General features: G+C 40.6%; 25 protein-coding genes and 2 riboswitches. Of the genes, 18 read left to right on the top strand and 7 right to left on the bottom strand.

The genetic code is table 11. The features are described from left to right. The first annotated feature begins 28 nt into the window (after positions 1–28). The 9 genes from KFQ09_RS07205 to KFQ09_RS07165 all read left to right on the top strand — a co-directional run bounded on the left by KFQ09_RS07205 (position 29) and on the right by KFQ09_RS07165 (position 10,739). Entirely contained in the window at positions 29–1,252 is a 1,224-nt protein-coding gene (locus KFQ09_RS07205; protein ID WP_235701436.1) for a glycosyltransferase family 2 protein, read from the top strand. 4 nt (positions 1,253–1,256) lie between these two features. After that, positions 1,257–3,338 (top strand): cellulose biosynthesis cyclic di-GMP-binding regulatory protein BcsB, encoded by a 2,082-nt coding sequence (locus tag KFQ09_RS07200; protein ID WP_255836155.1) that lies wholly within the window; start codon positions 1,257–1,259, stop codon positions 3,336–3,338. 66 nt (positions 3,339–3,404) lie between these two features. Further along, positions 3,405–3,552: riboswitch (cyclic di-AMP (ydaO/yuaA leader) on the top strand. A 112-nt stretch (positions 3,553–3,664) separates the two neighbouring features. Continuing rightward, positions 3,665–5,491, top strand: coding sequence for an APC family permease (locus tag KFQ09_RS07195; RefSeq protein ID WP_048001265.1), 1,827 nt, complete (start codon positions 3,665–3,667; stop codon positions 5,489–5,491). A gap of 71 nt (positions 5,492–5,562) precedes the next feature. Further along, positions 5,563–7,284: a pyruvate oxidase gene (locus tag KFQ09_RS07190; protein ID WP_255836154.1), complete on the top strand. Its 1,722-nt coding sequence runs from the start codon at positions 5,563–5,565 to the stop codon at positions 7,282–7,284. Positions 7,285–7,516: 232 nt separating this feature from the next. Beyond that, positions 7,517–9,091, top strand: coding sequence for a T7SS effector LXG polymorphic toxin (locus KFQ09_RS07185; RefSeq protein WP_255836153.1), 1,575 nt, complete (start codon positions 7,517–7,519; stop codon positions 9,089–9,091). A 20-nt stretch (positions 9,092–9,111) separates the two neighbouring features. Next, a complete protein-coding gene (locus KFQ09_RS07180; RefSeq protein ID WP_017366649.1) occupies positions 9,112–9,447 on the top strand; it encodes a hypothetical protein in 336 nt (111 codons plus the stop codon). Between the two features lie 176 nt (positions 9,448–9,623). After that, complete coding sequence (locus KFQ09_RS07175) at positions 9,624–9,806, top strand: hypothetical protein (protein ID WP_019744198.1); 183 nt, start codon at positions 9,624–9,626, stop codon at positions 9,804–9,806. Positions 9,807–9,877: 71 nt separating this feature from the next. After that, positions 9,878–10,324, top strand: coding sequence for a toxin-antitoxin system YwqK family antitoxin (locus tag KFQ09_RS07170; protein WP_255836152.1), 447 nt, complete (start codon positions 9,878–9,880; stop codon positions 10,322–10,324). 190 nt (positions 10,325–10,514) lie between these two features. Then, a complete protein-coding gene (locus tag KFQ09_RS07165) occupies positions 10,515–10,739 on the top strand; it encodes a hypothetical protein (RefSeq protein WP_024720475.1) in 225 nt (74 codons plus the stop codon). A gap of 40 nt (positions 10,740–10,779) precedes the next feature. Here KFQ09_RS07165 and KFQ09_RS07160 read toward each other — a convergent pair whose 3' ends face one another. The 4 genes from KFQ09_RS07160 to KFQ09_RS07145 all read right to left on the bottom strand — a co-directional run bounded on the left by KFQ09_RS07160 (position 10,780) and on the right by KFQ09_RS07145 (position 13,546). Beyond that, complete coding sequence (locus tag KFQ09_RS07160; RefSeq protein WP_008346966.1) at positions 10,780–11,043, bottom strand: hypothetical protein; 264 nt, start codon at positions 11,041–11,043, stop codon at positions 10,780–10,782. 98 nt (positions 11,044–11,141) lie between these two features. Beyond that, the gene (locus KFQ09_RS07155; protein WP_008346964.1) at positions 11,142–11,711 is read right to left on the bottom strand and encodes a GNAT family N-acetyltransferase; all 570 of its coding nucleotides are present in this window, start codon (positions 11,709–11,711) and stop codon (positions 11,142–11,144) included. A gap of 67 nt (positions 11,712–11,778) precedes the next feature. Next, entirely contained in the window at positions 11,779–13,056 is a 1,278-nt protein-coding gene (locus KFQ09_RS07150; RefSeq protein WP_008346963.1) for an Nramp family divalent metal transporter, read from the bottom strand. 229 nt (positions 13,057–13,285) lie between these two features. Continuing rightward, positions 13,286–13,546 carry a GlsB/YeaQ/YmgE family stress response membrane protein gene (locus KFQ09_RS07145; RefSeq protein ID WP_003214275.1) on the bottom strand — a complete coding sequence of 87 codons (261 nt, stop codon included), beginning with the start codon at positions 13,544–13,546 and terminating at the stop codon, positions 13,286–13,288. A 156-nt stretch (positions 13,547–13,702) separates the two neighbouring features. On the opposite strand from KFQ09_RS07145, the gene KFQ09_RS07140 reads away from it, so the two are divergent. Next, entirely contained in the window at positions 13,703–14,533 is an 831-nt protein-coding gene (locus KFQ09_RS07140; protein ID WP_255836149.1) for an EcsC family protein, read from the top strand. Positions 14,534–14,559: 26 nt separating this feature from the next. Here KFQ09_RS07140 and KFQ09_RS07135 read toward each other — a convergent pair whose 3' ends face one another. Further along, complete coding sequence (locus KFQ09_RS07135) at positions 14,560–15,657, bottom strand: TRAP transporter substrate-binding protein (RefSeq protein ID WP_096881033.1); 1,098 nt, start codon at positions 15,655–15,657, stop codon at positions 14,560–14,562. Between the two features lie 67 nt (positions 15,658–15,724). On the opposite strand from KFQ09_RS07135, the gene KFQ09_RS07130 reads away from it, so the two are divergent. The 8 genes from KFQ09_RS07130 to KFQ09_RS07095 all read left to right on the top strand — a co-directional run bounded on the left by KFQ09_RS07130 (position 15,725) and on the right by KFQ09_RS07095 (position 24,418). Continuing rightward, positions 15,725–17,344: an ATP-binding protein gene (locus tag KFQ09_RS07130; protein ID WP_026050048.1), complete on the top strand. Its 1,620-nt coding sequence runs from the start codon at positions 15,725–15,727 to the stop codon at positions 17,342–17,344. Beyond that, on the top strand, positions 17,341–18,024 hold the full coding sequence (locus tag KFQ09_RS07125) for a response regulator (protein WP_039166112.1): 684 nt from the start codon (positions 17,341–17,343) through the stop codon (positions 18,022–18,024). Before KFQ09_RS07130 ends, KFQ09_RS07125 begins: the two co-directional genes overlap by 4 nt. 125 nt (positions 18,025–18,149) lie before the next feature. Beyond that, positions 18,150–19,418 (top strand): C4-dicarboxylate transporter DctP, encoded by a 1,269-nt coding sequence (dctP, locus tag KFQ09_RS07120; protein ID WP_048001258.1) that lies wholly within the window; start codon positions 18,150–18,152, stop codon positions 19,416–19,418. A 210-nt stretch (positions 19,419–19,628) separates the two neighbouring features. Continuing rightward, a complete protein-coding gene (locus KFQ09_RS07115; protein WP_007496515.1) occupies positions 19,629–20,651 on the top strand; it encodes an AI-2E family transporter in 1,023 nt (340 codons plus the stop codon). Positions 20,652–20,714: 63 nt separating this feature from the next. Then, positions 20,715–20,848: riboswitch (cyclic di-AMP (ydaO/yuaA leader) on the top strand. A 77-nt stretch (positions 20,849–20,925) separates the two neighbouring features. Further along, positions 20,926–22,167, top strand: coding sequence for a dicarboxylate/amino acid:cation symporter (locus tag KFQ09_RS07110; protein ID WP_025206789.1), 1,242 nt, complete (start codon positions 20,926–20,928; stop codon positions 22,165–22,167). 126 nt (positions 22,168–22,293) lie between these two features. Further along, positions 22,294–23,220, top strand: coding sequence for an ABC transporter ATP-binding protein (locus KFQ09_RS07105; protein ID WP_255836148.1), 927 nt, complete (start codon positions 22,294–22,296; stop codon positions 23,218–23,220). Continuing rightward, the gene (locus KFQ09_RS07100; RefSeq protein WP_024720482.1) at positions 23,198–23,965 is read left to right on the top strand and encodes an ABC transporter permease; all 768 of its coding nucleotides are present in this window, start codon (positions 23,198–23,200) and stop codon (positions 23,963–23,965) included. Before KFQ09_RS07105 ends, KFQ09_RS07100 begins: the two co-directional genes overlap by 23 nt. Positions 23,966–24,082: 117 nt before the next feature. After that, positions 24,083–24,418 (top strand): hypothetical protein, encoded by a 336-nt coding sequence (locus KFQ09_RS07095; protein ID WP_017366657.1) that lies wholly within the window; start codon positions 24,083–24,085, stop codon positions 24,416–24,418. 98 nt (positions 24,419–24,516) lie between these two features. Here the strand turns inward: KFQ09_RS07095 and fbpB are convergent, their stop codons facing one another. Both fbpB and KFQ09_RS07085 read right to left on the bottom strand, forming a co-directional pair. Continuing rightward, positions 24,517–24,666, bottom strand: coding sequence for a Fur-regulated basic protein FbpB (gene fbpB / locus KFQ09_RS07090; protein ID WP_017366658.1), 150 nt, complete (start codon positions 24,664–24,666; stop codon positions 24,517–24,519). A gap of 339 nt (positions 24,667–25,005) precedes the next feature. Further along, positions 25,006–25,326, bottom strand: coding sequence for a thioredoxin family protein (locus KFQ09_RS07085; protein ID WP_008346934.1), 321 nt, complete (start codon positions 25,324–25,326; stop codon positions 25,006–25,008). Between the last annotated feature and the right edge of the window lie 42 nt (positions 25,327–25,368).

Raw genomic sequence — 25,368 nt, 5'->3', positions numbered from 1 at the left:
TTACCTATCATTAATACTGATTTGGATCATGCTCCTATATCATATGTTTCTGATGCAGGGAGGCTTTCAGCACTATTTAACTTACGAAAAAGTACTGCCTAAATGGACGAAACAAGGGAAAGATCTGCCGACCGTCAGCATTCTCATTCCAGCACATAATGAAGAAGTGGTCATTCGGCAGACGCTAAAAGCCATGGTCCAGTTATCCTATCCCAAACACCTTCTTGAAATCATTGTGATTAATGACAATTCCACTGATCATACAGGGGAGATTGTGCAATCATTTAGTGAGCAATACGATCATGTTCATATGATTGAAACAAAGCCGCCATTTGCAGGGAAGGGGAAATCTACTGCACTGAATGAAGGCTTAAAGGCTTCGACAGGAGACGTTATTTGTGTATACGATGCAGATAATATGCCTGAAAAGAAAGCCGTCTACCATTTGGTTCTTGGATTATTGAATGATCCTAAAGCGGGTGCTGTTGTCGGGAAATTCAGGGTCATTAATGCAGCCAAAAACCTCCTGACAAAATTCATTAACATAGAAACGATCTGCTTCCAGTGGATGGCGCAAGGCGGGAGATGGAAATGGTTTGGCATTGCGACGATACCAGGCACCAACTTTGCGATCCGCCGGCACATTTTAGAAGAGCTTGGCGGCTGGGATGTCCATGCACTAGCTGAAGACACTGAATTAACAATTCGTGTGTATAATCTGGGCTATGTGATTCGATTCTTTCCTGCTGCGATTACATGGGAACAAGAGCCTGAAACATGGAAAGTCTGGTGGCGGCAACGAACACGCTGGGCTAGAGGCAACCAATATGTTGTGCTCAAATTTTTAAGACAGTTTATGAAATTAAAACGAAAACGAATGATTTTCGATTTATTTTATTTTTTCTTTACGTATTTCCTATTTTTCTTTGGTGTACTGCTCTCCAACGGCATTTTTATCGTAAACTTATTCGTTGATCTTCACTTATCTGTGGGAGCTGTGGCACTCATTCTATGGGGCTTAGCCTTCTTCCTCTTTTTAACAGAAGTGATGATTACGTTAAGCATAGAGAAAACAGAGCTGACCAAACAAAACATTCTCATTGTGATTCTCATGTACTTTACCTATTCCCAAGTATGGATTGCGCTTGTTGTGTACTCCTTATTTGTAGAGGCGAAAAGCCGATTATTGAAACAAGAAGTGAAATGGTACAAAACCGAGCGTTACAATCAACAACAAAAGAAAAGCGGGTGACATATTGAAATCGTTAAAATGGTTGATTTATATATTAGGATTATCCTTAGCGATCCAGCCTTTTTTCATGGCAGGTCAAGCAATGGCGCAATCCAACCGAGTTCAAGTCAAAGATGATTGGGTTCAACCTTCAAAAGAAAGCAAAACAAAAACGCAGCATCTATCAGAAGACGTAGTGACCTTATATGGACAAGAAGACCGCACTGAATTTACCTATCAAGTGGATCAGGAAAAAACAGAGTCAAGCACATTGACGTTCAATATAGAGGCTTCACCATTATTGATTTCACCTTCTTCATTCACTGTTATGATTGATGGAGAGATCGAAAAGACCATCCCTGTATCAGGGAAAAACCAGAAGAAGTCGATTCAAATCAAGTTGAACAAATCACAATTGAAAAAAGGTACTCACCGCATTCAGGTCACATTTTATGGTGTTTTAAAAGAAGGCGTGTGTATCAACCAAGAGACATCTGCTAATTGGCTAAAAGTGTATCCTGAAAGTGAACTTGTATTCAAAGGAATTCAGACAAAAGATTTCACATTAGATAGCTTTCCATCACCTTTTATTCAATCAGGTGATCAGAAAGGACAGACAGACATTGTCATTCCTAATTCACCGGATGCAGCTGAATTAGAAGCAGCCATCAAAGTATACCGTACGTTGAAAAACAAAGATCGCCAAAAAGAGATCAAACTTATCCAAGAAAAGGACATCAAGCAAGTGGCTCATCCAACGATTGCTGTGGGAGCTAAAGGAAGCTGGGATGGACGGATGAAAACGATTGAACAAGCTGCAGGAATTAAAACGAAAAGCAGTCATCTTACGTTAGCGATGAGAACTTTGACAGCAAAGAAAACAGAACAGTCCATTCTATTTGTGACAGCGGAAAAGCCTGTGACAATCGCTGGAAAAATCAATGTTCTAACTCAGTCAGAATTAACGGATCAACTGACTGGAACAGACCTGCTGCTTCAAAAGGCTGCAACTCAAACGTCTAAACCATCTCACAAGATTCGTTTGAAAGATTTTGGCGGAGATGATGTCACGGTTGGGACCAACAAGACGGCATCCGACCACTACTATTATCCGAAAGCGCTACTGGCTAACCAAAAATCAGGTGCAAAGCTCAATCTTTCATTCAAAAAATCTGATACAGCAGCAAGCAAAACAGAACGGTTAACTGTTATGATCAATGACGAACCGCACGACGTACCATTAACAAAACTAGGCAACAAAGATGCGAATGGATTCTATCATGTCTCGATTCCAGTAGATTCAAAGATACTTCAAAAAAATGAATATATTGATTTGCAATTTGTCACAAGTGGTTTTAAAAACATGGAATCCTGCAGACATACAGATGAAGAAGGCTGGATATTCATTGACAAAAATAGCACTTTACAAATACCAGAAGGAACAACGAGTGCAAAGCCAGATTTAGCCGCATGGCCGCTCCCGTTCACTTCAAAAAATACATTGATCATCATACCAGATCAAATCAAGCGTGAAACAATCAATCAAATGGCCATGCTGACGGAATCTTTTAGTCAGCCAGAAGTAGCTCAATATCATTTAATAAAAGCTTCTCAAGTGACAAATGAACAATTGAAAAATCACCCTCTCATTTTCATCGGAGGCATTCAAACATTCTCTCTTCTGAAAGAAAACGCAGCCGATCTCGTTGTTCCGGTGAAAAAGGATCAGTATGATGTATCTTCTTTCGGCATGATCAACGAAACAACGGCTCGAATTGTATGGACGCAGCCATCTGTTTGGAATAAAGAACAGACAATGACAGTCTTTTCAGGAATGACTGCAACTGAAGCTAACGTGTCAAATGCAGTCATGCAATTTCTTCAAACTAATACAGAAAAAGCAACAGTTGCAATAGAGAGTAAAAACAAAGGCGTGTTTTCTAATCATCAATCCGTCAGCAGCACATCGAACAGTCTGAAAACAAATGAAAAACAAAGCAGCAGCGAGTCTTGGATTTACTTTGTGTGTATCGCTGCACTCATCCTTTTTGTGCTTGTGATGATTGTCTATTTCGTACGAAAAAACCGTAAAAAGACTGAGTTCTAAACGATCAAAAGACCTTAAAAAAATCTCTTTACTTTGGTGTCAAACGGGAGTATGATCTCTTTTATAAAAGACCAATCGCTGAATCATTTCGATGAGCGGGGGAACCAATTGTGGTGGTATAAAACACCACGTGGGGTGAATCCTTTTAAGGTAGGGCAAAATCTCATGCGCCCGAATCCGTCAGCTAACCTCGTAAGCGTTAAAGAGAGCAAAGACCAACCTGTGATCTAAACAATAGGCACAGGGGCATTCTATTGCCTCTGTGTCTTTTTGGCGATCCCAATTTTGTAACTCAAATCGTTTGACACTAAAGGAGCGGGCATCACATGTACAGTTTGATGAAGCGTATTTTAATTGGTAAACCATTAAAATCACAGGCAGCAGGAGAACAAAAACTATCAAAAATCAAAGCTTTGGCATTATTGTCATCAGACGCATTGTCGTCAGTCGCATACGGTACAGAACAAATCTTGATTGTTCTATCAGTTGTTAGTGCGGCAGCGTTTTGGTACTCACTCCCGATTGCAGGTTGTGTATTAATTCTTTTAATGGCGTTGATTCTATCTTACCGCCAGATTATTTATGCTTATCCAGAAGGCGGCGGGGCGTATGTCGTCTCCAGCAGAAACTTAGGTGAAAAACCAGGGCTGGTTGCTGGTGGATCATTACTCGTCGATTACATTTTAACCGTAGCAGTGAGCATTTCTGCTGGGACCGATGCGATCACATCGGCTTTTCCAGCTCTATATCCATATCATGTCATGATCTCAATCGTATTAGTCCTATTGATTATGGTGTTAAACCTTCGTGGACTGACAGAGTCGGCATCTATTTTGGCTTATCCTGTGTACCTATTTGTCTTTTCATTGCTCATTTTAATTGGGGTGGGCGGATTTAAACTATTAACTGGGCAAGTGCCGCCAGCACCTGAACATACAGCATTTGGCACACATGTATCAGGCATCACGTTATTTCTTTTATTAAAGGCATTTTCGTCTGGCTGTTCTGCTTTAACTGGTGTTGAAGCGATTTCTAATACAATTCCATCCTTTAAAAAACCAGCTGCACAAAATGCAGCGAGAACTTTATTGATGATGGGGGGATTACTGGCCGTTCTATTTGTAGGAGTGACATTGCTTGCGTTTGGTTTTGGCATCTCGCCAAAGCCAGAAGAAACGGTTGTGTCACAAATTGCATCAGACACATTTGGACGGACGTTTTTCTACTATGTCATTCAGGCTGTCACAGCATTAATTTTAATATTAGCGGCAAACACAGGCTTTTCAGCTTTTCCATTATTGGCTGTCAACTTAGCAAAAGATAAATATATGCCGCGCATGTTTACAGTGAGAGGAGATCGGCTCGGTTATTCCAATGGTATTATCTTTTTAGGTGTAGCTTCTATGCTGCTCATTTGGCTATTTGATGGGAAAACGGAACACCTCATTCCACTTTATGCTGTCGGTGTGTTTATTCCATTTACCTTGTCTCAGACAGGTATGTGTGTAAAGTGGATTCGTGAAAAACCACAGGGGTGGAAAGTGAAAATGCCTATCAATATCGTAGGAGCACTTATTTCATTTACGGTTTTCATGATTCTCATTTTGACCAAGTTCCATCTTGTATGGCCAGTATTTGTTTTCATGCCAATTGTTCTATTTATTTTTTATTCTATTAAGAAACATTATCTGTCTGTTGGAGAACAATTACGTTTATTGAATGAAACCGAGCCTGTCGAAATCAAAGGAAATGTGGTCATCGTCCCAATAGCAGGTGTCACACGTGTCGTCGAACAATCTGTGCAATATGCAAAATCCTTATCAGATCAGGTCATAGCGGTTCATGTATCGTTTGATAAAGAGAAAGACAAGAAAATTGAAGCTGATTGGGAAAAGCTGAATAGTGATGTGCGTCTTGTGATTTTACATTCGTCTTATCGAAGTCTCATTCACCCGCTTGATAAATTTCTTGAAACGATTGAAGCGAAAGCAAATGCACATCAATATAGAGTGATGGTGCTCGTCCCTCAATTTATTCCGAAAAAAAGATGGCACACCATTTTGCATAATCAATCTGCTTTCTTATTAAGATTCCGTTTATTATGGAAACGGGATATTGTTGTCGCCACTCTTCCATATCACTTTAAAAAGTAACAAGAGCAAGTTGAAACGTTTGATCAAAAGGATGCGGTGGTATGGAGTAAGAAAAAAAGGAGTTTTCTCACATGCCGCAAAGAACCGCAGGAAAAGAAGTAACAGCGCTATTGGAAGAGTGGGGCGTGAAACATATATATGGAATGCCCGGCGACAGTATTAACGAATTAATCGAAGAACTAAGGCATGAATCAAGCAAAATTCAATTTATACAAACAAGACATGAAGAAGTGGCAGCACTTTCAGCAGCAGCTGATGCGAAACTAACAGGCAAACTTGGAGTTTGTTTATCAATTGCTGGGCCAGGTGCTGTCCACTTATTAAATGGACTATACGATGCAAAAGCGGACGGTGCACCTGTATTAGCGATAGCAGGGCAGGTTGCCTCAACTGAAGTAGGCAGAGATGCATTTCAAGAAATCAAATTAGAGCGGATGTTTGACGATGTTGCTGTCTTTAATCAGCAAGTACAAACAGCAGAAGCTCTGCCTGACTTATTGAATCAAGCCATCAAAGCTGCTTATACCCATAAAGGGGTGGCGGTACTCACTGTCTCAGATGATTTATTTTCTCAGAAAATTAAGCGGAGTCCCGTTTATACATCACCTCTTTATGTAGAGGGAGATGTGCGGCCGAAGAAAGATCAACTGCTAAAGGCTGCTCAACTCATTAACAATGCGAAGAAGCCAGTCATCTTAGCAGGAAAAGGATTAAGAAATGCTAAAGAAGAACTTCTTTCGTTTGCAGAAAAGGCAGCTGCACCAATCGTCATTACACTTCCTGCAAAAGGTGTTGTTCCAGACAGGCATGCATACTTTTTAGGGAACCTAGGTCAGATCGGGACGAAGCCTGCATATGAAGCGATGGAAGAGTGCGATTTATTAATCATGCTTGGAACCTCCTTCCCATATAGGGATTACTTACCGGAAGACACACCTGCCATTCAATTGGATATCAAACCGGATCAGATCGGTAAAAGATATCCGGTAGAAGTGGGGATTGTAAGTGACAGTAAGACTGGTCTTCATGAACTAACCTCTTATATTGAATATAAAGAGCAGCGCGGTTTCCTTGAAGCTTGCACAGAGCATATGATGAAGTGGCGAGAAGAAATGGATAAGGAAAAATCTATTGCCACATCACCGCTTAAACCGCAGCAAGTCATCGCTAGATTAGAAGAAGCGGTCGATGATGATGCCATACTTTCAGTTGATGTTGGTAATGTGACGGTATGGATGGCACGTCATTTCGAAATGAAACAGCAGGATTTCATTATTTCCAGCTGGATTGCCACAATGGGCTGTGGTTTACCTGGCGCAATATCAGCTAAATTAAACGAACCAAACCGCCAAGCTATTGCTGTCTGTGGTGACGGAGGCTTCACAATGGTGATGCAAGATTTTGTAACGGCGGTAAAATATAAACTGCCAATTGTCGTTGTGATCTTAAACAACAACAACCTTGGTATGATTGAATATGAACAACAGGTAAAAGGCAACATCAACTATGGTATAGAGCTGGAAAATATTGATTTTGCAAAATTTGCAGAAGCATGCGGTGGTAAAGGAATCTCGGTGTCATCACATGAAGAACTAGCACCAGCCTTTGATCAAGCACTTCAATCTGATAAACCTGTGATCATTGATGTTGCGGTGACCAATGAACCACCGTTACCTGGTAAAATCACGTACACACAAGCAGCAGGCTTTAGTAAATATTTATTGAAAAAATTCTTTGAAAAAGGTGAGCTGGATATCCCTCCACTCAAGAAAAGCCTTAAACGTTTTTTCTAAACAGCAGGTAGTCGGTCCTCCAATTAGGGGGACTGACTTTTTTGTTGAACAAGGAAAAACATTTCAATTGTCACTTGTTTTCTTTTGTATAAAAATATACAGACTGGATTTTTGTAACTTAAAGCCTATTTTTCCAATTCGATGAGAAAGGTAAAATAGACTTTATGATCAATAATGGAGGGAGTGGATTTTTCTGGGTAAGATACTTGATGCAAAAGCACTAACCAGTGCCATGGATACAAGGGCGAAACACTATCAGGCACTCCGTGAAGAAATGGTTGATTTAAAAAAAGCGCTACAGGGCGTGGCGAATCTAGGTGATGACTTCACTGGAAAAGGTGCCGATAATATTAAAAGCTTCTACAAAGAGCTCGCAGGAAATGTGGACATGTTCATCAGCTTTATTGATAAGCAAAAAGCCTTTCATGAAGGTGTTTCTGGAACGCTTGATGATACAAACTTTGGCGGCGATACCTTTGTAGAAGAACACTTTTTAGACAACGCTGTACATATGGGAATCAAGAATGCGAAAAGCATCGTGAAGGATCAAAAAAAGGCACTCAAAACGATTTTTCAAGATATTGATGACCTCATTTCTCTGGAGGTATTTGATAGTAAAACCTTTGACGAAAAGATTGCAGATGCGGAAGATGAACGCAAGAAAACGGTTAAAGATTTAATAGAACTTGATCAAAATCTAAAAGATGAATATGCTTTGTCAGAAACGGAGCAGCAAGCTACAATGGCATTGTACGCTGAAATGATGAATGCGACAAATGACGGAAAATCCATTTCGCCTATGAATTTTGACAAGAGAGCGTATCAAAATAGCGAAATCTACAAGGCAAAAAGCGATATTGAGAAGCAAACTTCTGAATATCTAAAAATCAAAAAAGATCAAGAAGAAGCCCGCGAGATCGCAAAGGAACAGGAAGCGCTCGCCAACCGTCCTTGGTATGAAAAAGCCCTTGATTACGGTGGGAATATCGTTAATGAGCTGACAGGCGTGAACGATGCAAAACGTGCCGCAACAGGTGTCGATCCGATCACAGGTGAAGAACTCACCGCAGGACAGCGAGTCGCCGCAGGCGGCATGGCAGCAGCAGGCTACATCCCGATTGTCGGCTGGGCAGGACGCATTTTCAAAGGCGGAAAGGCTGTCTATAAAACGACTCAAGCCACGTCTGCCGCAGTTAGAGCAGTCGACATTTACAAGACATCACAGAAGTCTTTTGACGCCCTGAAAACATCTCAAAAAGGCTTATATGGACTCACCGCAACAAACGGCTTCAGCGAAGCGATTACGGGTCGAGATATGTTTGGAAATAAAGTCTCGAAAGAACAGCAGGAAGCCAGTATGAATGCGGCTCTGGGGATGCTTTTGCCGTTTGGGGCGAAAGGGTTTCATGGGAAGATGGGGATTAAGGGTGCTGAAAAATATAATACCCATACGATGAAACACATTTATCATGGTGAAATTAATAAAAGAGGAAAAGCAGTTGGTTATCATCATGAAAGTATGCAAGGTGGTAAGATTATTCCAGGAAGTGAAAGTTTACCTGATAAAAACGGTATTTATAGAGCTAAAGTTGAAATTGAAGGAGTTGAAAAAGTAGCTAAATCAAGTTTCTTTCCTAAGGAATGGAACCGCATTGATGTGTTAAAAGCTATCGATGAAGCTTACCAAAATAAACAACAGATAGGTCCTAATAAATTTAAAGGTATAACATCGTCAGGAATTAAAATAGAAATGTATTTGAAAAAAGATGGATCAATAGCTACAGCATATCCATTATATAAAAAATAATATGAAGGTGATTAACTTATATGAGATATCCATATGAATTTAAGGAAGACCAATTTGGTGATTTAGCAATCATACTACCCGAAGAAATAAGTATTTTCTCAGATTTTATACAAGATATTTCATCGATAGAAGAAGTGGATGAATATATAGGATATATTCAAAATGTTATAGATGGAGTATATGAGAAATTTGAAATTACATTGAATGCTACCAGTGTAAATATTAAAAAAGATGAGACAGTAGTTGAACATCATTATAGGATTGAAGAACCTCTTGAAAATAAAATTGAAACGAAGGAATTCATAGAATTGTTGTTAATTTGGAGAGAGAAAATACCGGAAATATTCGAAGATTAAACATCATTGTCGAGACTGAAAAATAAAAAGCACTTTATTGTTATTCAAGGCAAAAAGTGCTTTTTGTTATGAAAAAGCACTCGATTTATGGGAAATAATTTTAGATGACTCCGTGGAGACAGCTTACTACCATTAATAAAGAATGCTGTGTATATGCCTTGAAAGGAGACATGATGATGTTAAGAGTAACAGAATATAAAGACAGTCAGCATATAAATATTGAAAATGATCTTTATACACCGATTAATATAGAGTTCGGTAGTTGGAATATATCAAAAGAGCCAACGATATATTGGAAAACTGAAGATTTTAAGAAATTCCTAATTAAAATAGGCATAATGAAGGGTCTCTGTGCTTAAAGCAAACAGTATATTTTATCAGAACGCTCTAAAATAATAAATATGAAAGTTATAAAATGAAAGGAGTTTACATGATGGATGATATTCTGACAAAAAAAATAATTACAGAAAGTGGTACGGAGTTTGAAAAATCTCTAGAATATGGAGGACCCTACGAGCTAGCAATTGTAGAATTTACTAAAGAAGGAGAAGAAAAACTTTTTACAGGACTAGCCTATGATTTATATGAAAATGGAAATATTGAAAGTTATTTCTATGCAGAGCAAGGTGTTAAGCAGGGAAAGTATGTTGAATTTTACTCAAATGGAAATGTGAAAAAAATAGATAATATGAATAAAAGTGCTGCAGACGGATATCAAGTCGAGTTTTTTGAAAATGGAAATAAAAAGTATGAATCTGAATATATAGCTGGTCGGAAAATGACTTATATAAAGTACGATGAAAACGGAAGTATTGTAGAGCAAAAAACAGAGCCTGATGAATCTGATTTAAAATACGTCGAAAAATTCAATGGTTAATAAGGAAAAATAAATTCGAATAATGATTGAAATAATTGGAGTAATATTAATCTGTCTCAAAATAAAGAGAAGGCTTATATATAAAATGTGATAAAATTTATTAATCTTGACTACTGATCCCTGTAAGATATGCAGATATCGAGACACGCATTATTCGAAATGAGCTATTAACAAAAAAGGGGAATAAACCATGCTATGGATTTTCACACAAAACGAACAAAGTTTCGTTAATGTTCACGAAGTCACAGTAACTGGTAAAAAGATTGAAGGGTTTATCGCAGGCAGTGATTCTTGGGTTAAGACGCTCGGCAAGTATGACTCAAGCGATCGAGCATCAGAGATCCTTCAAGACATTGTGAAAGTAATTGAAAAAAACCCAAATGGTACGATGACCTATCGAATGCCTCAGCAGTAAAAAAAGAAACCACCTTTCCATCGCGAAAAGGTGGTTTTGTTTATGAAGGTGTTTTGGTAAAGGCTAAAAATAACGGGATGCCTGTGCCGACAAGTGTAGTGGCGAATAGGAACATACCGCAAATGAATAGAAAATGACTGGCTGAAAAGACGAGTGCCAGAATGAGAAACACGATGCTGAGTCCTGCCATGCTATATGATGGGACAAAGCGGCGTTTGTATGTGGCTTTCTTTGTTAGGAATGAGAAGAAAATGCCAAATAATAAAGGGACAATCCATAAGTAAAATAAAATAATAAGAGACATACATCATACCTCGATTTTTCCTTCTATTTTATCAGATGCCAATCACAACGGATACTACAAAGCTTCACTTTGTAAAATAGTTCATGCAATCGACACAATTAAGTGGGCTGATTGATCGAATTCGTTTTTTGTTTCATATATTCAGGCTGTAAAAGTGCGTACACACAGTGATCGGCAAAGTGGTCGCCCAGCCATTCACATTGTCTTAATATGCCTTCAAGTGAAAAAGATAAACGCTCTGCGATGCGTCTGCTTTTTTGATTATCAACAGCGGCCCTTATTTCAATGCGATGCAGACCGCACTCTTCAAATAAATAGTGAATGACCGCTTTGCATGCTTTTGTCATGATGCCTTTTCCTTGATAGCCTTCCCCGAGCCAATAGCCAATGGAAACCGTCCGATTAATCCAATGAATTTGGTGGGTGCCAATGATACCAACGAGTTCACCATGTGACCAGATTCCAGCCTGAAAACCATTGTTTTGCAAAGCTTGCTGCATGGCACCTTGAATAAACGCCATGCTGTCTTCTTCTGTCTGCGTCGAATCGACCCATAGCATCCATTCACGTAAGTGCTCTCTTGAGCGTTGGATGAGCAGATACAGACTTCTCGCGTCTCTTGGTTCAAGCAGCCGCATGGATAGATCTTGATCCTGATAAAAAAACATGTGATCACATCCTCTCAAGGGAAATTCTACCACAACCCGATATAAAAGACAGCCTGATCACTGTCTTTTACATAAACGTATCCACAATTAAAAACAGATTAAGTGCGACAACAAGAGCTGCTATCACCCAAGATATTCCGGTCACCCAGCGAGCATTCGTCAAATCGCCCATAATTCGTTTTTTACTTGTAAACAAAATGAGCGGAATTAAAGCAAACGCAATTCCAAATGATAAGACCACTTGACTCATCACAAGCGCAGATGTCGGATTGACTCCAGATGCAATGATCGCAATAGGTGGAATGATGGTAATCAGCCGGCGGACATACAGCGGGATTCGGTACTGAATAAAACCCTGCATAATAATATCGCCTGACAGTGTACCGACAGAAGAACTGGAAAGCCCGGCTACAAGCAGACCTACACCAAATAAGATCGCTGATACAGGACCTGCGAGAGTTCCAAAATGCTGAAATGCTACATCTAAATCCTCAACAAAAAGACCATTTTTAAAAAATAAAGCAGCTGCTACAATCAACATGCTGGCATTGATGGCGCCAGCAACTACCATCGCAATGAGGATGTCTAAAAACTCAAAACGAAAAATCAGCTTTTTCTCTTTTTCCGTTCTGCCGACGACTCTTCTTTGCGTTAAGGCTGAATGGAGATAGATCGCATGCGGCATCACCGTAGCGCCTAAAATACCAGCGGCAAGCAGTACGCTGTCTGTCCCTTCAAACCTTGGAATGAACAGTCCACCGGCGACACTTGCAAGATCAGGTTTGGCGACAAAGGTTTGTACAGCGAAAGCAATCACGACAACAAACAGCATGCCGGTAATTCCTGCTTCTAACGCTCGATAACCTCGTCTTTGGAGCTCTAAAATGGCAAAAGAACCGATCGCTGCAATAATCGATGCTTCAAGCAGCGGGATACGAAAGAGTAAGTATAAACCAAGGGCAGCCCCGATAAATTCGGCTAAATCTGTGGCGATAATGACGAGTTCGCCCTGAATCCATAAACCGATCGAGACTGGTTTTGGAAACTCTTCTCGAGCAATTTCAGGTAAATTTTTCCCTGTTGCGATTCCAAGCTTTGCAGACAAAGACTGGATGAGTAAGGCCATGAGATTGGATATGAGAATGACCCATAACAGAAGGTAGCCATATTTCGAGCCAGCTGCAATGTTGGTCGCAAAGTTTCCTGGATCAATATAGGCAATGGCGGCGATAAAAGCAGGCCCGAGAAAAGGAAGGAGCCTTCTAAATCCCTTCACCTTTCCTTCAAGTGCACGCTCCGCTGCCACTGACATGTGGGCTTGTGCCTCGATGTATTTGTTTGTCATATGTCATCACCTAGATTCTACAAAGTTTTGCTTTGGCACAAAAAGTTTCCTCGATGCAATTTTTAATCATCATATGCCCATCTTCATGAAAAGTCAACTATCTGAACTAATAGGTTTGTTTATCATATGTAAGTGAAAAAAATAGATACCTTGTCAATCAACACATAAAAAACACCGCCTCTTATCTTAGGCGGTGCATCCTCTGCTTCCTCTTCTTTTGTATCGTTTTTTAAGAAACCCTTGATCCAACGCTGCGGAAGATCAAGCTTAAAATAATGACGAAAATGGCTGCTCCTAAGATCGCTGGAATGATCGCAAATCCTGCCAGACTAGGACCCCACGTTCCAAGTAATCCATGACCAATCCAAGCACCTGCAAGCCCAGCAATCATTGAACCGATCCAGCCTCCTGGTACACTGCCTCCAGCGAGTGCACTCCCAATGAGACCAATGACAATCGCCACAACTAATGAAATCAGAAATCCTAACATGTTGATCACTCCTCTTTTGTTTGTTTACTAAGCAATAACCGTTTTAAAAGAGATTAAAACCTTTCGGAACCGCTTCAATGTTCGATACGTATGATGGACAAGGATTGTGTATAATAACAGACATATACTTGAACGGCATCTAAGGAGGCAAATGGCATGGAGGAAAGAGAGTGGCTAAAAGCACAATTAAAAGAGATTGAAAAATGGGAGAAAGACCAGCAAAAGGTATGGTTTTGGGAGAAACTTAGCCGGCTTCCATTTCAAATGTTGGACAAGCTGACCCCTGCCTTTATTCAAAAGAAAATCGGTGTGTTATTAGATGAGATGGGGCACTACATTCAATCAGGCGGTGTCTATTTGACGTCAGAGAAAGGCATTATTCATCAATTTCAAAAGAAATGTGCCGATGAATCGATTCAGCGTATTGAAGATATTGAGGCGGCTCCGATCGAGGTTATGGATGTCATTAGTGATCAGATGGGGAAAAACCGAACAAACCTCGCCACTGTACAAGGTGCGACAACAGGTGTCGGAGGTATGTTTACATTAGCGGCAGATATTCCGGCTGTCCTCGGTCTCTCTTTAAAAACATTACAGGATATCGCCGTCACCTATGGCTATGATCCGAAAAATAAAGAAGAACGAGTCTTTATCATTAAATGTTTACAGCTGAATTCTGCTGACGTTGTTGGGAAAAAATCAATATTAAATGAGCTGAAGAGCTATCATGCATCAGAAGGGAAGCACGAAAACATGATCTCTCAAATTCAAGGATGGCGTGAGGTCGTATATAACTACCGTGATTCGTTTGGCTGGAAGAAGCTGTTTCAACTTGTCCCAATTGCGGGGATTTTGTTTGGTGCAGCGTCCAACCGCTCACAGTTAAAAGGAATTGCCGAAACAGGCATCATGCAATATCGAAAGCGCAGAATATTAACAAGATTAGAGGAGCTCGCTCAGCAAGAACAGCGTGACTCCGGCGCATAAAAAAATCCCTTTCTCGAAGGGATTTTTTATTTGGTCTCAGCATCTTCTTCAAACGCTTGAATCGGAGAATATTCATAGCGTGCCCGGAGCTCGCGGATTTGTTTGATCAAGGTGGAACCGATGATCCTTTCTGCTTCATCATATAAAGGATCGAGCGCCTTCATCCATTTTTGCCGCTCTGCTGGTGTTAATTCGTGTATGGCAATTGGAGATTCGCGTTTAATATCCTCCAGCTGATCCTTGTTCATTTGTTCGGCATGTTTTTCGTTCCATGCCGTTGTTTCTTCCATCGCTTCGAGTAAAATTCGCTTCGTCTCAGGTGTTTGACGATCAAAAAAGGATTGATCTGTTAAGACGACATACCCTAAATACCCGTGATTACTGATCGTCATATAGTCTTGTATATGATAGAATTTTTTTGAATAAATATTTGAAATTGTATTTTCTTCACCGTCTACTTTTTTTGTTTCTAGCAGCTGAAAAGTTGAATTAAACGATTCCTGATAGGGTTTTGCGCCAAGAAGCTTGAATTGCTTTTCAATCATGTCACTTTGCATAATACGGAGAGATTGTTTTTTTAAATCACTAGGTTGCTTGATTGGGCCTTTATTCGAAGTGATTTGCTTAAAGCCATTTGTCCAGTAGGCCATTCCCTTTAGTCCGTCTTTTTGCAGTGTGCCGAACAGTCTCTGTCCAATCGCACCATGTAACCCTTCTTGGACAGCATCGTAGTTAGAAAAGGCAAAGGGCAGATCAAGTGCCAGCCATTCAGGAGATAGCATGCCGAGCTTTGACGTAGACGGAGCAATAAATTGAACTTGATTCTCTTTTAGTGCATTAATTTCTTCGATATCAGAATAAAGACTCCCGTTTGAAAAGATTTGAATGCTGATCCTGCCGTCGGATTTTTCGTGAACAAGTTCAGCAAATTTCTTTGCAGCCAGCCCTTTTGGGGTATTATCTGCGACAACATGGCTGAATTTGAACACAAGCTGATCCTTCAGCCCAGTCTGTTCATCGTCGAAGATCGTCGCTGATTTAGGCATCATATGATAAAAACCAAAGTATAAAGCGGTTACAAAACCGATGATGAGCAATAGCGTATAGGCGAGTAAATTCTTCATGCGTCAGATCCCCCTTATGTCAAGGATACTTGACAGAGGAAGAATTCGTAAAGATACAGGTGAAAAAATGATGAGAAATCGACTGAAATTACAACAATTATCTATTAGATGGAAGCTCACCATCCTCACATATTTCGTTGTCATTTTTGCCCTTTTAATCGGAGGAATTGTTCTGGTCGGGGGAATTCAGCAAACAGAGGAACGAGAACTTCGAAAAAGGCTCATGAACACGGCAAGAACAGTAGCTGAGATGAATGAGGTAAAGCAGGCATTGGATGATCAGACAAAGGAGCGTGCTCGGTTACAGCATGCCATTGAAGAGATTCGGATTATCCAAGATGCTGACTACATTGTTGTCATGGATATGGATCACGTGCGATTGACACATCCAGTAAAAACAAGGATTGGCCAGCGCTCTGAGGGGACAGATGAAGAACCTGCCTTTGCAGAGCATATCTATTTCTCAGAAGCACAGGGAGAGCTTGGCACAGCCATTAGAGCCTTTTATCCAGTAAAGGATGAAAAATTTAACCAAACAGGGGTTGTACTAGTCGGAAGAACATTGCCGAGTATGGCAGATATATTAGGAGAAATGAAGCAGGATATCCTCATGATCCTTTTGCTGACGCTCAGCTTCGGGCTTGTCGGTTCATTTTTGCTCGCCCGTCATATTAAACAGCAAATGTTTAAGCTGGAGCCGCATGAGATTGTCAGAATGCTAGAGGAGCGCACCGCTACCTTTCACTCCATTAATGAAGGGGTCATTGCCATTGATAACCAGCACATGATCACCATTTTTAATGAAAAAGCAAAGCAAATTTTCAGCGTGACAGGTGATGTAGTGGGCCGAAATATTTGGGATGTGCTGTCAGATACAAGGCTTCCAGAAATCATTGACCGCGCAGAACCCGTCTACAATGAAGAAATTCATATGAGCGGAAAGCGGATCATGAGCAGCCGAATTCCGATTGTGATGAAAAAGAAAATCATCGGAGCGGTTGCGATTTTTCAGGACCGGACAGAGGCGGCCAAATTGGCGGAGGAATTAACCGGGGTGAAGAACTTCGTTGATGGCCTACGGGTGCAAAATCATGAACATATGAATAAGCTTCATACAATTGCGGGATTAATTCAGCTGGGGAAAGCCGATCAAGCACTCGATTTAGCGTTTCAAACGACCGAAGAGCAGGAGCATGTGACGGACTTTCTCCACCGTGTGATACAGCATGACGCAGTGGCAGGTTTATTGATGAGCAAGATAAGAAGGGGCAAGGAGCTAGGCATAAAGGTTGAAGTAGATGAAAATAGCAGTCTGCGCGATTTCCCAGAGCGGCTGGATCAGCATGATATGACGAAGCTACTTGGCAACCTGATCGAGAACGCCTTTGCCGCGTATGATACTGTAGAAAGAGACACAAAACTCATTTCTATTAGTATTGATCAAACAGAGGATGTCCTCGCGATCTTAATTGAAGATTATGGATCTGGAATAGAAGAGGACATGATTCCTCATATTTTCGACAAAGGCTTTACTCACGGTAAAGAAGGCGGAACAGGCTACGGACTGTATATTGTAAAAACGATTATCGACAAAGGGATGGGAAATGTAGAAGTCACATCAAGCATCGGCATTGGTACCACCTTCTCAATCGAATTCCCAATGACAATAGAGGAGAGAGACAGATGACCCAGATTAAGGTGCTATTAATTGAAGATGACCCGATGGTGCAAGAAGTCAATAAAGAGTTCATTAAGAGTGTCCCTGGCTTTCAAGTTGCGGCTGTAGCAGGAAATGGCGAGCAGGGCATCCAGCTGATCAAAGACATTCGTCCAGATCTTGTGGTGCTCGATGTGTATATGCCTAAAAAAGATGGCGTCAAAACACTGCAAGACATCAGAAAGCAAAAGATGCAGGTGGATGTGATTGTTATTTCGGCAGCAAAGGACAAAGAGACGATCGGCACCATGCTTCAAAATGGTGCCCGAGATTATATTATTAAGCCATTTAAGTTTGAACGGATGAAAGAATCTCTTGAAAGCTATAAAGCGTTCAAATCAAAAATTCGTACCGCAGCAGAATTTTCTCAAGAAATGCTCGATGATATCATACGAAAGCCTGCGGTTAAGCAGGAAGAGACATGGCTTCCTAAGGGGCTGAATGTGCATACGATGAATGAAATTAAAGCCTATATGCGTCTGCAAGAAGGAGCGCAGTCTGCAGAGGAAGTCGCCAATGCACTTGGGATTGCACGTGTCACGGCACGCCGTTATTTAGACTTCCTTGTAAAAGAAGGCGAGCTGAAATTAGATATGCAATATGGCGGGGTCGGACGCCCTGTGAATAAATATATCGTACATTCTGACTAAGAGACCAAAAAGACCAAAATGTACGATATGTCCATAAGCTTCACAGCCTTTGATGAAATCGCTATCATTTACCTACAGATAGCAGTTAAGCGTTTACATCAAAGGGTGAGGGAGTTGATTTTTTTATGAAGAGGCTATTGAAGAACCTGACATTTCAGGTCATTGCAGCTGTCATTATCGGGATCATTGTTGGGATGGTTTGGCCAAACGTCGGGAAAGAAATGAAGCCGCTTGGTGACACATTTATTAATGCAGTGAAAATGGTCATTGCACCCATTATTTTCTTAACCATTGTTCTTGGAATTGCCAAGATGGGGGACATGAAAAAGGTTGGAAAAGTTGGGGGAAAAGCTTTTATCTATTTTGAAGTTGTGACGACGCTTGCGCTTGTCATCGGACTGTTTGTGGTCAATATCATGAAGCCGGGAGCGGGTCTTGACTATAGTAAGCTTGAAAAAGGGGATGTCTCGCAATATACCCAAAATGGGGGACAGGGTATCGACTGGATGGAGTTTGTCACACACATTGTGCCATCTAACATGGTAGATGCCTTTGCAAAGGGAGATATTTTACAGGTCTTATTCTTCTCTATTTTATTCGGTGTTGCGCTCGCTGCACTTGGCGAGAAGGGGAAAGGCATCATCGAATGGCTTGATAAACTGTCGCTTGTCTTCTTTAAAATCATTGGTTACATCATGCGTGCCGCGCCATTAGGGGCATTTGGAGCAATGGCTTATACAATCGGACACTTCGGTTTAGCTTCAATTAAACCACTGGCTAGTCTGATGCTTTCCGTTTATATGACGATGTTCCTGTTTATTTTCGTCGTGCTGAACATCATTTGTAAAATGTATGGCTTCAGCCTGCTCGGTTACCTCCGTTTTATCAAAGATGAAATTTTAATTGTTCTTGGCACAAGTTCTTCAGAATCTGTCTTGCCAAGAATGATGGATAAAATGGAACGCTACGGGTGCTCTAAGTCGGTCGTTGGACTTGTCATTCCGACAGGCTATTCTTTTAACTTAGATGGAACCTCAATCTACTTGTCCATGGCCGTGGTCTTCTTAGCGCAAGTGTTTGGGGTGGATCTATCCATCGGACAGCAGATCACGATTATCCTTGTTCTGATGCTCACATCAAAGGGAGCAGCTGGAGTCACAGGAAGCGGATTTATCGTGCTGGCTTCTACACTTGCTGCACTTCAGGTTATCCCGCTAGAAGGTCTTGCACTGCTATTAGGGGTCGACCGTTTCATGAGTGAAGGAAGAGCGATTACGAACCTGATTGGAAATGGAATTGCTACAATTGTTGTAGCGAAAAGTGAAGGGGAATTTGACGAAGCGAAGAGTAAAACAGCGCTACAGGAAATGCGAAATATCAAGCAGGCTGTTTAGTATAAAAACAACCAAAAACCGAAACCTTATGTTCTACATGGGGTTCGGTTTTTTCTTGTGTAAAAAAAGAAAAAACATAAAAGCTTGATTAATTTAGGACGAATCGTAAGACCTCATTGACCTTTTGTTATATAATTTACAGAAAGATCCGATATAATGAATATGAGATCCAACGAAAAATAGACTTTAGTCCTGGCAGGTGTGTAACGTATGGCGGCATTTTTTAAATTGTTCGAAAAACCTGGTGTCAAGAGGTTTTCAGTATTTGTAGTATTAGCCACAGCATTATATCTATTAAGAGGAATGATGAATTTAATCCTCCTGACCTTCATTTTCACTTTTTTAATGAACCGGTTAGAAGAGGTCATAAGAGGCTTTTTAAATCGCTTCCTGAAAATAGGACAGAAATCAGTCATCACCATTTTGTACATCCTTCTAGCTGGTGGATTGACGTTTGGCGGCTTTGTGTTTGTGCCCATCATTGCTAAACAGGTGGAACAGTTATTTCATTTAGGGAAAAAGATTGCAGATCATCCACAAGATTTACCCTTCTTTGACGTCGTCACCAATGTGTTCGGAGATTTCAAAATATCTTCTTTCTTCGAGAAAGGGTTTAATTTCCTCTATACATACTTAACAGATTTCAGCACGTTCAGTATCCAGGTCATTATGTCCTTAATATTAAGCATGTTCTTCCTGTTCGAAAAGGAACGCCTCATTCAATTCATGAATAAGTTCAAAACGAGTAAAATCTCCGTGTTCTATCATGAAATTGCCTTCTTTGGACGTAAGTTTTCCAGAACATTTGGTAAGGTACTTGAAGCACAGTTCATCATTGCAACAGTTAACTGTGTCTTAACGACAATTGCGCTTGGCATTATGGGCTTTCCGCAATTATTTGGATTAGCGGTCATGGTCTTCTTGTTAGGTTTAATTCCGGTAGCGGGTGTGGTCATCTCCCTCGTTCCACTCAGCATCATTGCGTATACACTTGGAGGCGGAATGTACGTCCTATATATTGTGCTGGTGATCGTGATCATCCATGCCATTGAAGCCTACTTCTTAAATCCGAAGCTCATGTCAGCTAAAACAGAGCTCCCTATTTTCTTCACGTTTATTGTCCTGATCTTTTCTGAACACTATATTGGCATTTGGGGACTGATTATCGGCATCCCAATCTTTGTGTTTATCTTAGATATCTTGGAGGTCACGAATAAGGAAGAAAGTAATTAAAAAGTTCATATGAACCTGTTTACAATTTTCTAAAAATAAGGTATAAATAGTATGAAAATATCATATTACCACACGCTTAATCCTTCTAAAGGAATGGGGGACCCAAGTTTTTGGGGTGAATTTTTCTTATTTAAGAAAAAAGGACATCTCTTCGTCCTAACCCGTCAGCTAACCTCATCAGCGTGAAGAGAGTAGACAGTGGTACACGTATGGACACGCAGGCCCACGAGAAGACTCTCTCGTGGGCCTTTTTGACGAGGAAGGGGAGATTTTATTGAAGCTTGCGACGAAAATTATTATTGCTTTAATTGTAGGTGCAATCACAGGACTACTGCTCAACATTTTTGCTCCAAATGTATTCAAAGTGTTAGACCCTTATCTATTTACACCTCTAGGTCAAATCTTCTTAAACCTGATTAAAATGTTAGTTGTACCGATTGTCTTCTTTTCGATCACACTTGGTGTAGCAGGCCTTGGCGATCCGAAAAAACTTGGCAGAATCGGCGTAAAAACCATTACTTACTTTCTACTCACTACAACTTTTGCCATCATTATTGGCATTTCATTGGCCTTACTTATTAAGCCAGGCGCATTTGGCAATTTTGATACGAAAGCGGCAGAATATTCCGCTGAGGAAGCCCCATCAATGGCAGATACACTACTCAATATTATTCCAACCAATCCAGTCCAATCTCTAGTTGAAGGAAATATGCTTCAAATTATCGTCTTCTGTGTATTTTTAGGTCTTGGCATTGCCTTGCTCGGTAAAAAAACAGAAGGTTTGCTGAAGCTGTTTGAACAAGGAAATGAATTAATGATGTATCTTGTCGGTGTTGTGATGAAATTCGCACCGTACGGGACATTCGGTTTGATCGCAACGGCAATTGGCAGTCAGGGGCTCGATGCCATGAAAGCGATGGGACTTTACTTCTCAGTCGTCTTAATTGCGCTGATCTTGCATTTCTTCCTGACCTATGGGTCAACCGTTGCCCTATTAGCTAAACGAAATCCAATGGCATTCTTCAAAGGATTTTCTCCAGCGATGGTTGTGGCATTTAGTACATCAAGCAGTAACGCAGTACTACCAGTATCAATGGAAACAGCTCAAAAGCGTTTGAAGGTGCCAGAACCTATTTCAAGCTTTGTGCAGCCGCTAGGTGCGACCATTAATATGGATGGTACAGCGATCATGCAAGGGGTTGCGACTATTTTTATCGCACAAGTGTATGGAGTTGAATTGACCCTTGTTCAAATGCTGACAGTTGTCTTAACGGCAGTACTAGCAAGTATTGGCACAGCAGGTGTCCCAGGGGTAGGGCTCATCATGCTAGCCATGGTTTTAAATTCCGTGAATCTTCCTGTTGAGGGCATTGCGCTGATCCTTGGCATAGACCGCTTATTAGACATGGCAAGAACCGTGGTCAATATTACAGGTGACGCAGCATGTGCGGTGATTGTTTCTGAAACCGAGAAGAAACATGAGAAGGAAGCACCAACACCTAATTTATCACTGTAACAACAAAAAGGGCTGACTGGATCAGCCCTTTTTTTCGTGGAACGGCTTGTCTAGCGTGATATACTTTTTACAGGATGAGCGGCCGTAACTGCCGCCATAGGTTTTACATCAGAAGGAGGAACCACTTTGCAGTCTGCTGTTCTACACATAGAGAACGTCGATAAACAAATTGGCCGGCATCAAATTTTGCAACATATTTCGATGGACATTAGGCAAGGGGAGATTGTCGGTTTACTTGGACCAAATGGGTCTGGAAAAACGACCTTGATTCGATTGATTGTTGGCTTGATGAAAAAAAACAACGGCCGGATCATCATTAATGGATATTCTCAAGATGATGATCATCTAAAGGCGATGTCATCTGTTGGAGCGATCATAGAAAATCCGGAATTTTATTCATATTTAACAGGTTTTGAAAACCTTGAGCTGTATGCATCTATGCATGATGGAGTTTCAGAAGAGCGCATTTTTGAAGTGGTAAAAAGAGTTCGTCTGGAGCACGCCATTCACCAGAAGGTCAAAACGTATTCACTAGGGATGAAACAAAGGCTCGGGATTGCACAAGCCATTTTGCATAAGCCCAATCTGCTCATTTTAGATGAACCAACAAATGGGCTTGATCCCGCAGGAATGAAGGAGTTTCGAGAGCACTTGCAAATGCTTGTACAAGAAGAAGGTGTCTCTGTGTTATTTGCTACACATCTTTTGCATAAAGTAGAAGAGTTGTGTGACCGCATGATCATCATCCAAAAAGGACAGATCAAAGCCAATACAAACCTTCGCGACATGGAAGGGAAAGAGCAGGTGCTGATGAATATTCAGCCGGTAGAAAAGGCAGTTTCATGGCTAGATACGCAAGGATATACATATGAACAAAGGGATCAGCATGTGCTGGTTCAACTGAAAAAAGACCGTGTGCCGGAGCTGAATAAACAGCTTGTCTTAGCAGAATTTGATGTACTTGAAATGACGCCTCAAAAACAATCAATTGAAGAGGCCTTTATGAAATGGACGGAAGGCGGGACGGCAGATGCTTCAACTCATCAAGAATGAACATAAAAAAATCACGAGACAAAAGATCACATTCATTGCACTTGGACTGATTGTTGTCTTTCAATTGACGATGGCTCTAGCATTGAAGCGAGTCATTTCCGGGCTTGGCGGGCAAGATACAGTCGCGAACTATTTTGCTTATTCCACGAATGTTGTGTTTATTTTACAAGTGTTCGCTGTCGTGATTGGCGCCACATTGATCTCAACAGAGTTTCAAAAAAGAACCATCAAGTTCTTGTTGATCAGGCCGAAGACAAGGCTTCATATTTTCTTGTCAAAATATATCACTCTTGTGCTGATGGTCCTTTACCTGTTTGTTTTTTATTATGTGTTCGCTTTTCTTTTTGGCCTTATTTTCTTTGGTACTGATTTTGATGAAAGCACTGGGCGGTTATTTCTGCACACATTTGCTGTGATTGGATCACAGTGGGTGGAAGTAGTCATGATGGCAAGCTTTGCTTTTCTGTGCTCAAGTTTGTTTAGAAACAGTCTGATTGCACTTGTGACTTCATTTTTCGTCTTATACGCGGCGAAATCACTAGTGTCGATCATGTCTCTGTTAGAAAATCAGTGGGGGAAAATTCTACTTTTCGCTAATACGGACTTCACACAATACAGTTTTCAAGGTCCGCCGCTCTTTCAGGGCATGAGCCCTCTTTTTTCGCTATTCATTGTAGGGGCGCATTTCGTTTTCTTTGTTGGTGCTGCTTGGCTCCTTTTTTGGAAGCGTGATGTAAATGTGTAAAAATTGTGTCAAATAACAAGAAAAATTCGTGACATCTTTGTGAAAACGAGTCTGTATTTCACGATAACCGGCTGATTTTGTCTTATAATAAGACAGAGTCATGGAGGTGGCACTATCGTGAAAAATTTTATTACGGCTTTACCTATTTTGCTGCTGTTGTCGTTTTCGTTTGTGTCTTTTGCCTTCCAGTTTGATCATCTTGTTTATTTCAGACTAGCGCTAGGGATCTTTTCATTAGCGGGTCTTTTCTTTCTGTATACACTTAAAAGAAACATGAAATGGTTCATGGTCTATTTATATGCGAGCTGGATCGTTCTTGCTGCCGTTACGACATTTGAAGAACCCGTGTTTTCACAATTCTTCTTCGGTGGTTTAACGATGACAATGGGTTATCTAACATATATGCTCATCTATTTAGGAATGAAGCAAGACCGTGTAGCGAAATCACATTAAAACAAAAGCCGATAAAATCGAAGAATAGATTTTATCGGCTTTTTCTTTTCTTCAGGCAAATAAAAAAGCAGCCATCTGTTTGACTGCTCTTCTTGTGTTTATGATTCACGTCCAGCAGCGGCAAGCTGCTTCTGGTGCTTTTTGTCGATGGTTGCGTATATACTTTCCATCATCTTAGGGTCTCGCATGATCGCTTCCTTGTTTTCTTCAATCAATTGCTGATACGTTTTGATTTTCTTCTTAGACATGTAACTCAACGCTCCTTTGGTAGAATGGACTCTATAAGATTTCACACAGATGAAATTGATAATCATTTTCAATTAGCATCTCCATTATACAAAGCAGAATGTCATAAGTAAAGATTCAATTCAGAAAATTCACGTAACCGACATATTCCCATCCATATCGACGATGAATTCTTTCCCAGGAAATAATCCGCTGTCAAACCTTGTCATGAAATCAGATCAAACATTCCTGTCGATGTTGAAACATTTTAGCCGCACATCTCGTCTTATGAAGAGATTTGATTTAAAAGGATATAAAAAAAGACACCAGCATGAGTTGGCTGATGTCTCCATTCAAATGAGTTATGAAACGTGTTCTTGAAGAAACTCTGTTACTTCTTCAGGTGATTTAGCGTTGGCACTGTGTAAATGACCTGTTTTTTCGCCATTTTTGAAAATTAACAGGCTAGGAATTCCCATGACCTGATACGTTTCCGCTAACTCAGGAAAGTCGTCTTTGTTTATTTCAAACCATTCATTCTGAGCATAAGCCTCTAAGATGTCTGGAATGAACATGTCCATTCTAGTGCAATCAGGGCACCATGTCGCAAAGAATTTAACGATGACCTCTTTGTCTGATTGAATGATTTCGTTGAATTGTTCAGTGCTTGTAATTTTTTTCAATTTGTCACAACTCCTTTTCAATGTCATTTTAATATAAAATAA

The organism is Bacillus sp. FS02, from assembly GCF_024398395.1.
Classification (GTDB): domain Bacteria; phylum Bacillota; class Bacilli; order Bacillales; family Bacillaceae; genus Bacillus; species Bacillus altitudinis.
The sequence above is the reverse complement of the archived record's forward strand: the minus strand, read 5'-3'. Positions and strand labels throughout refer to the sequence as shown.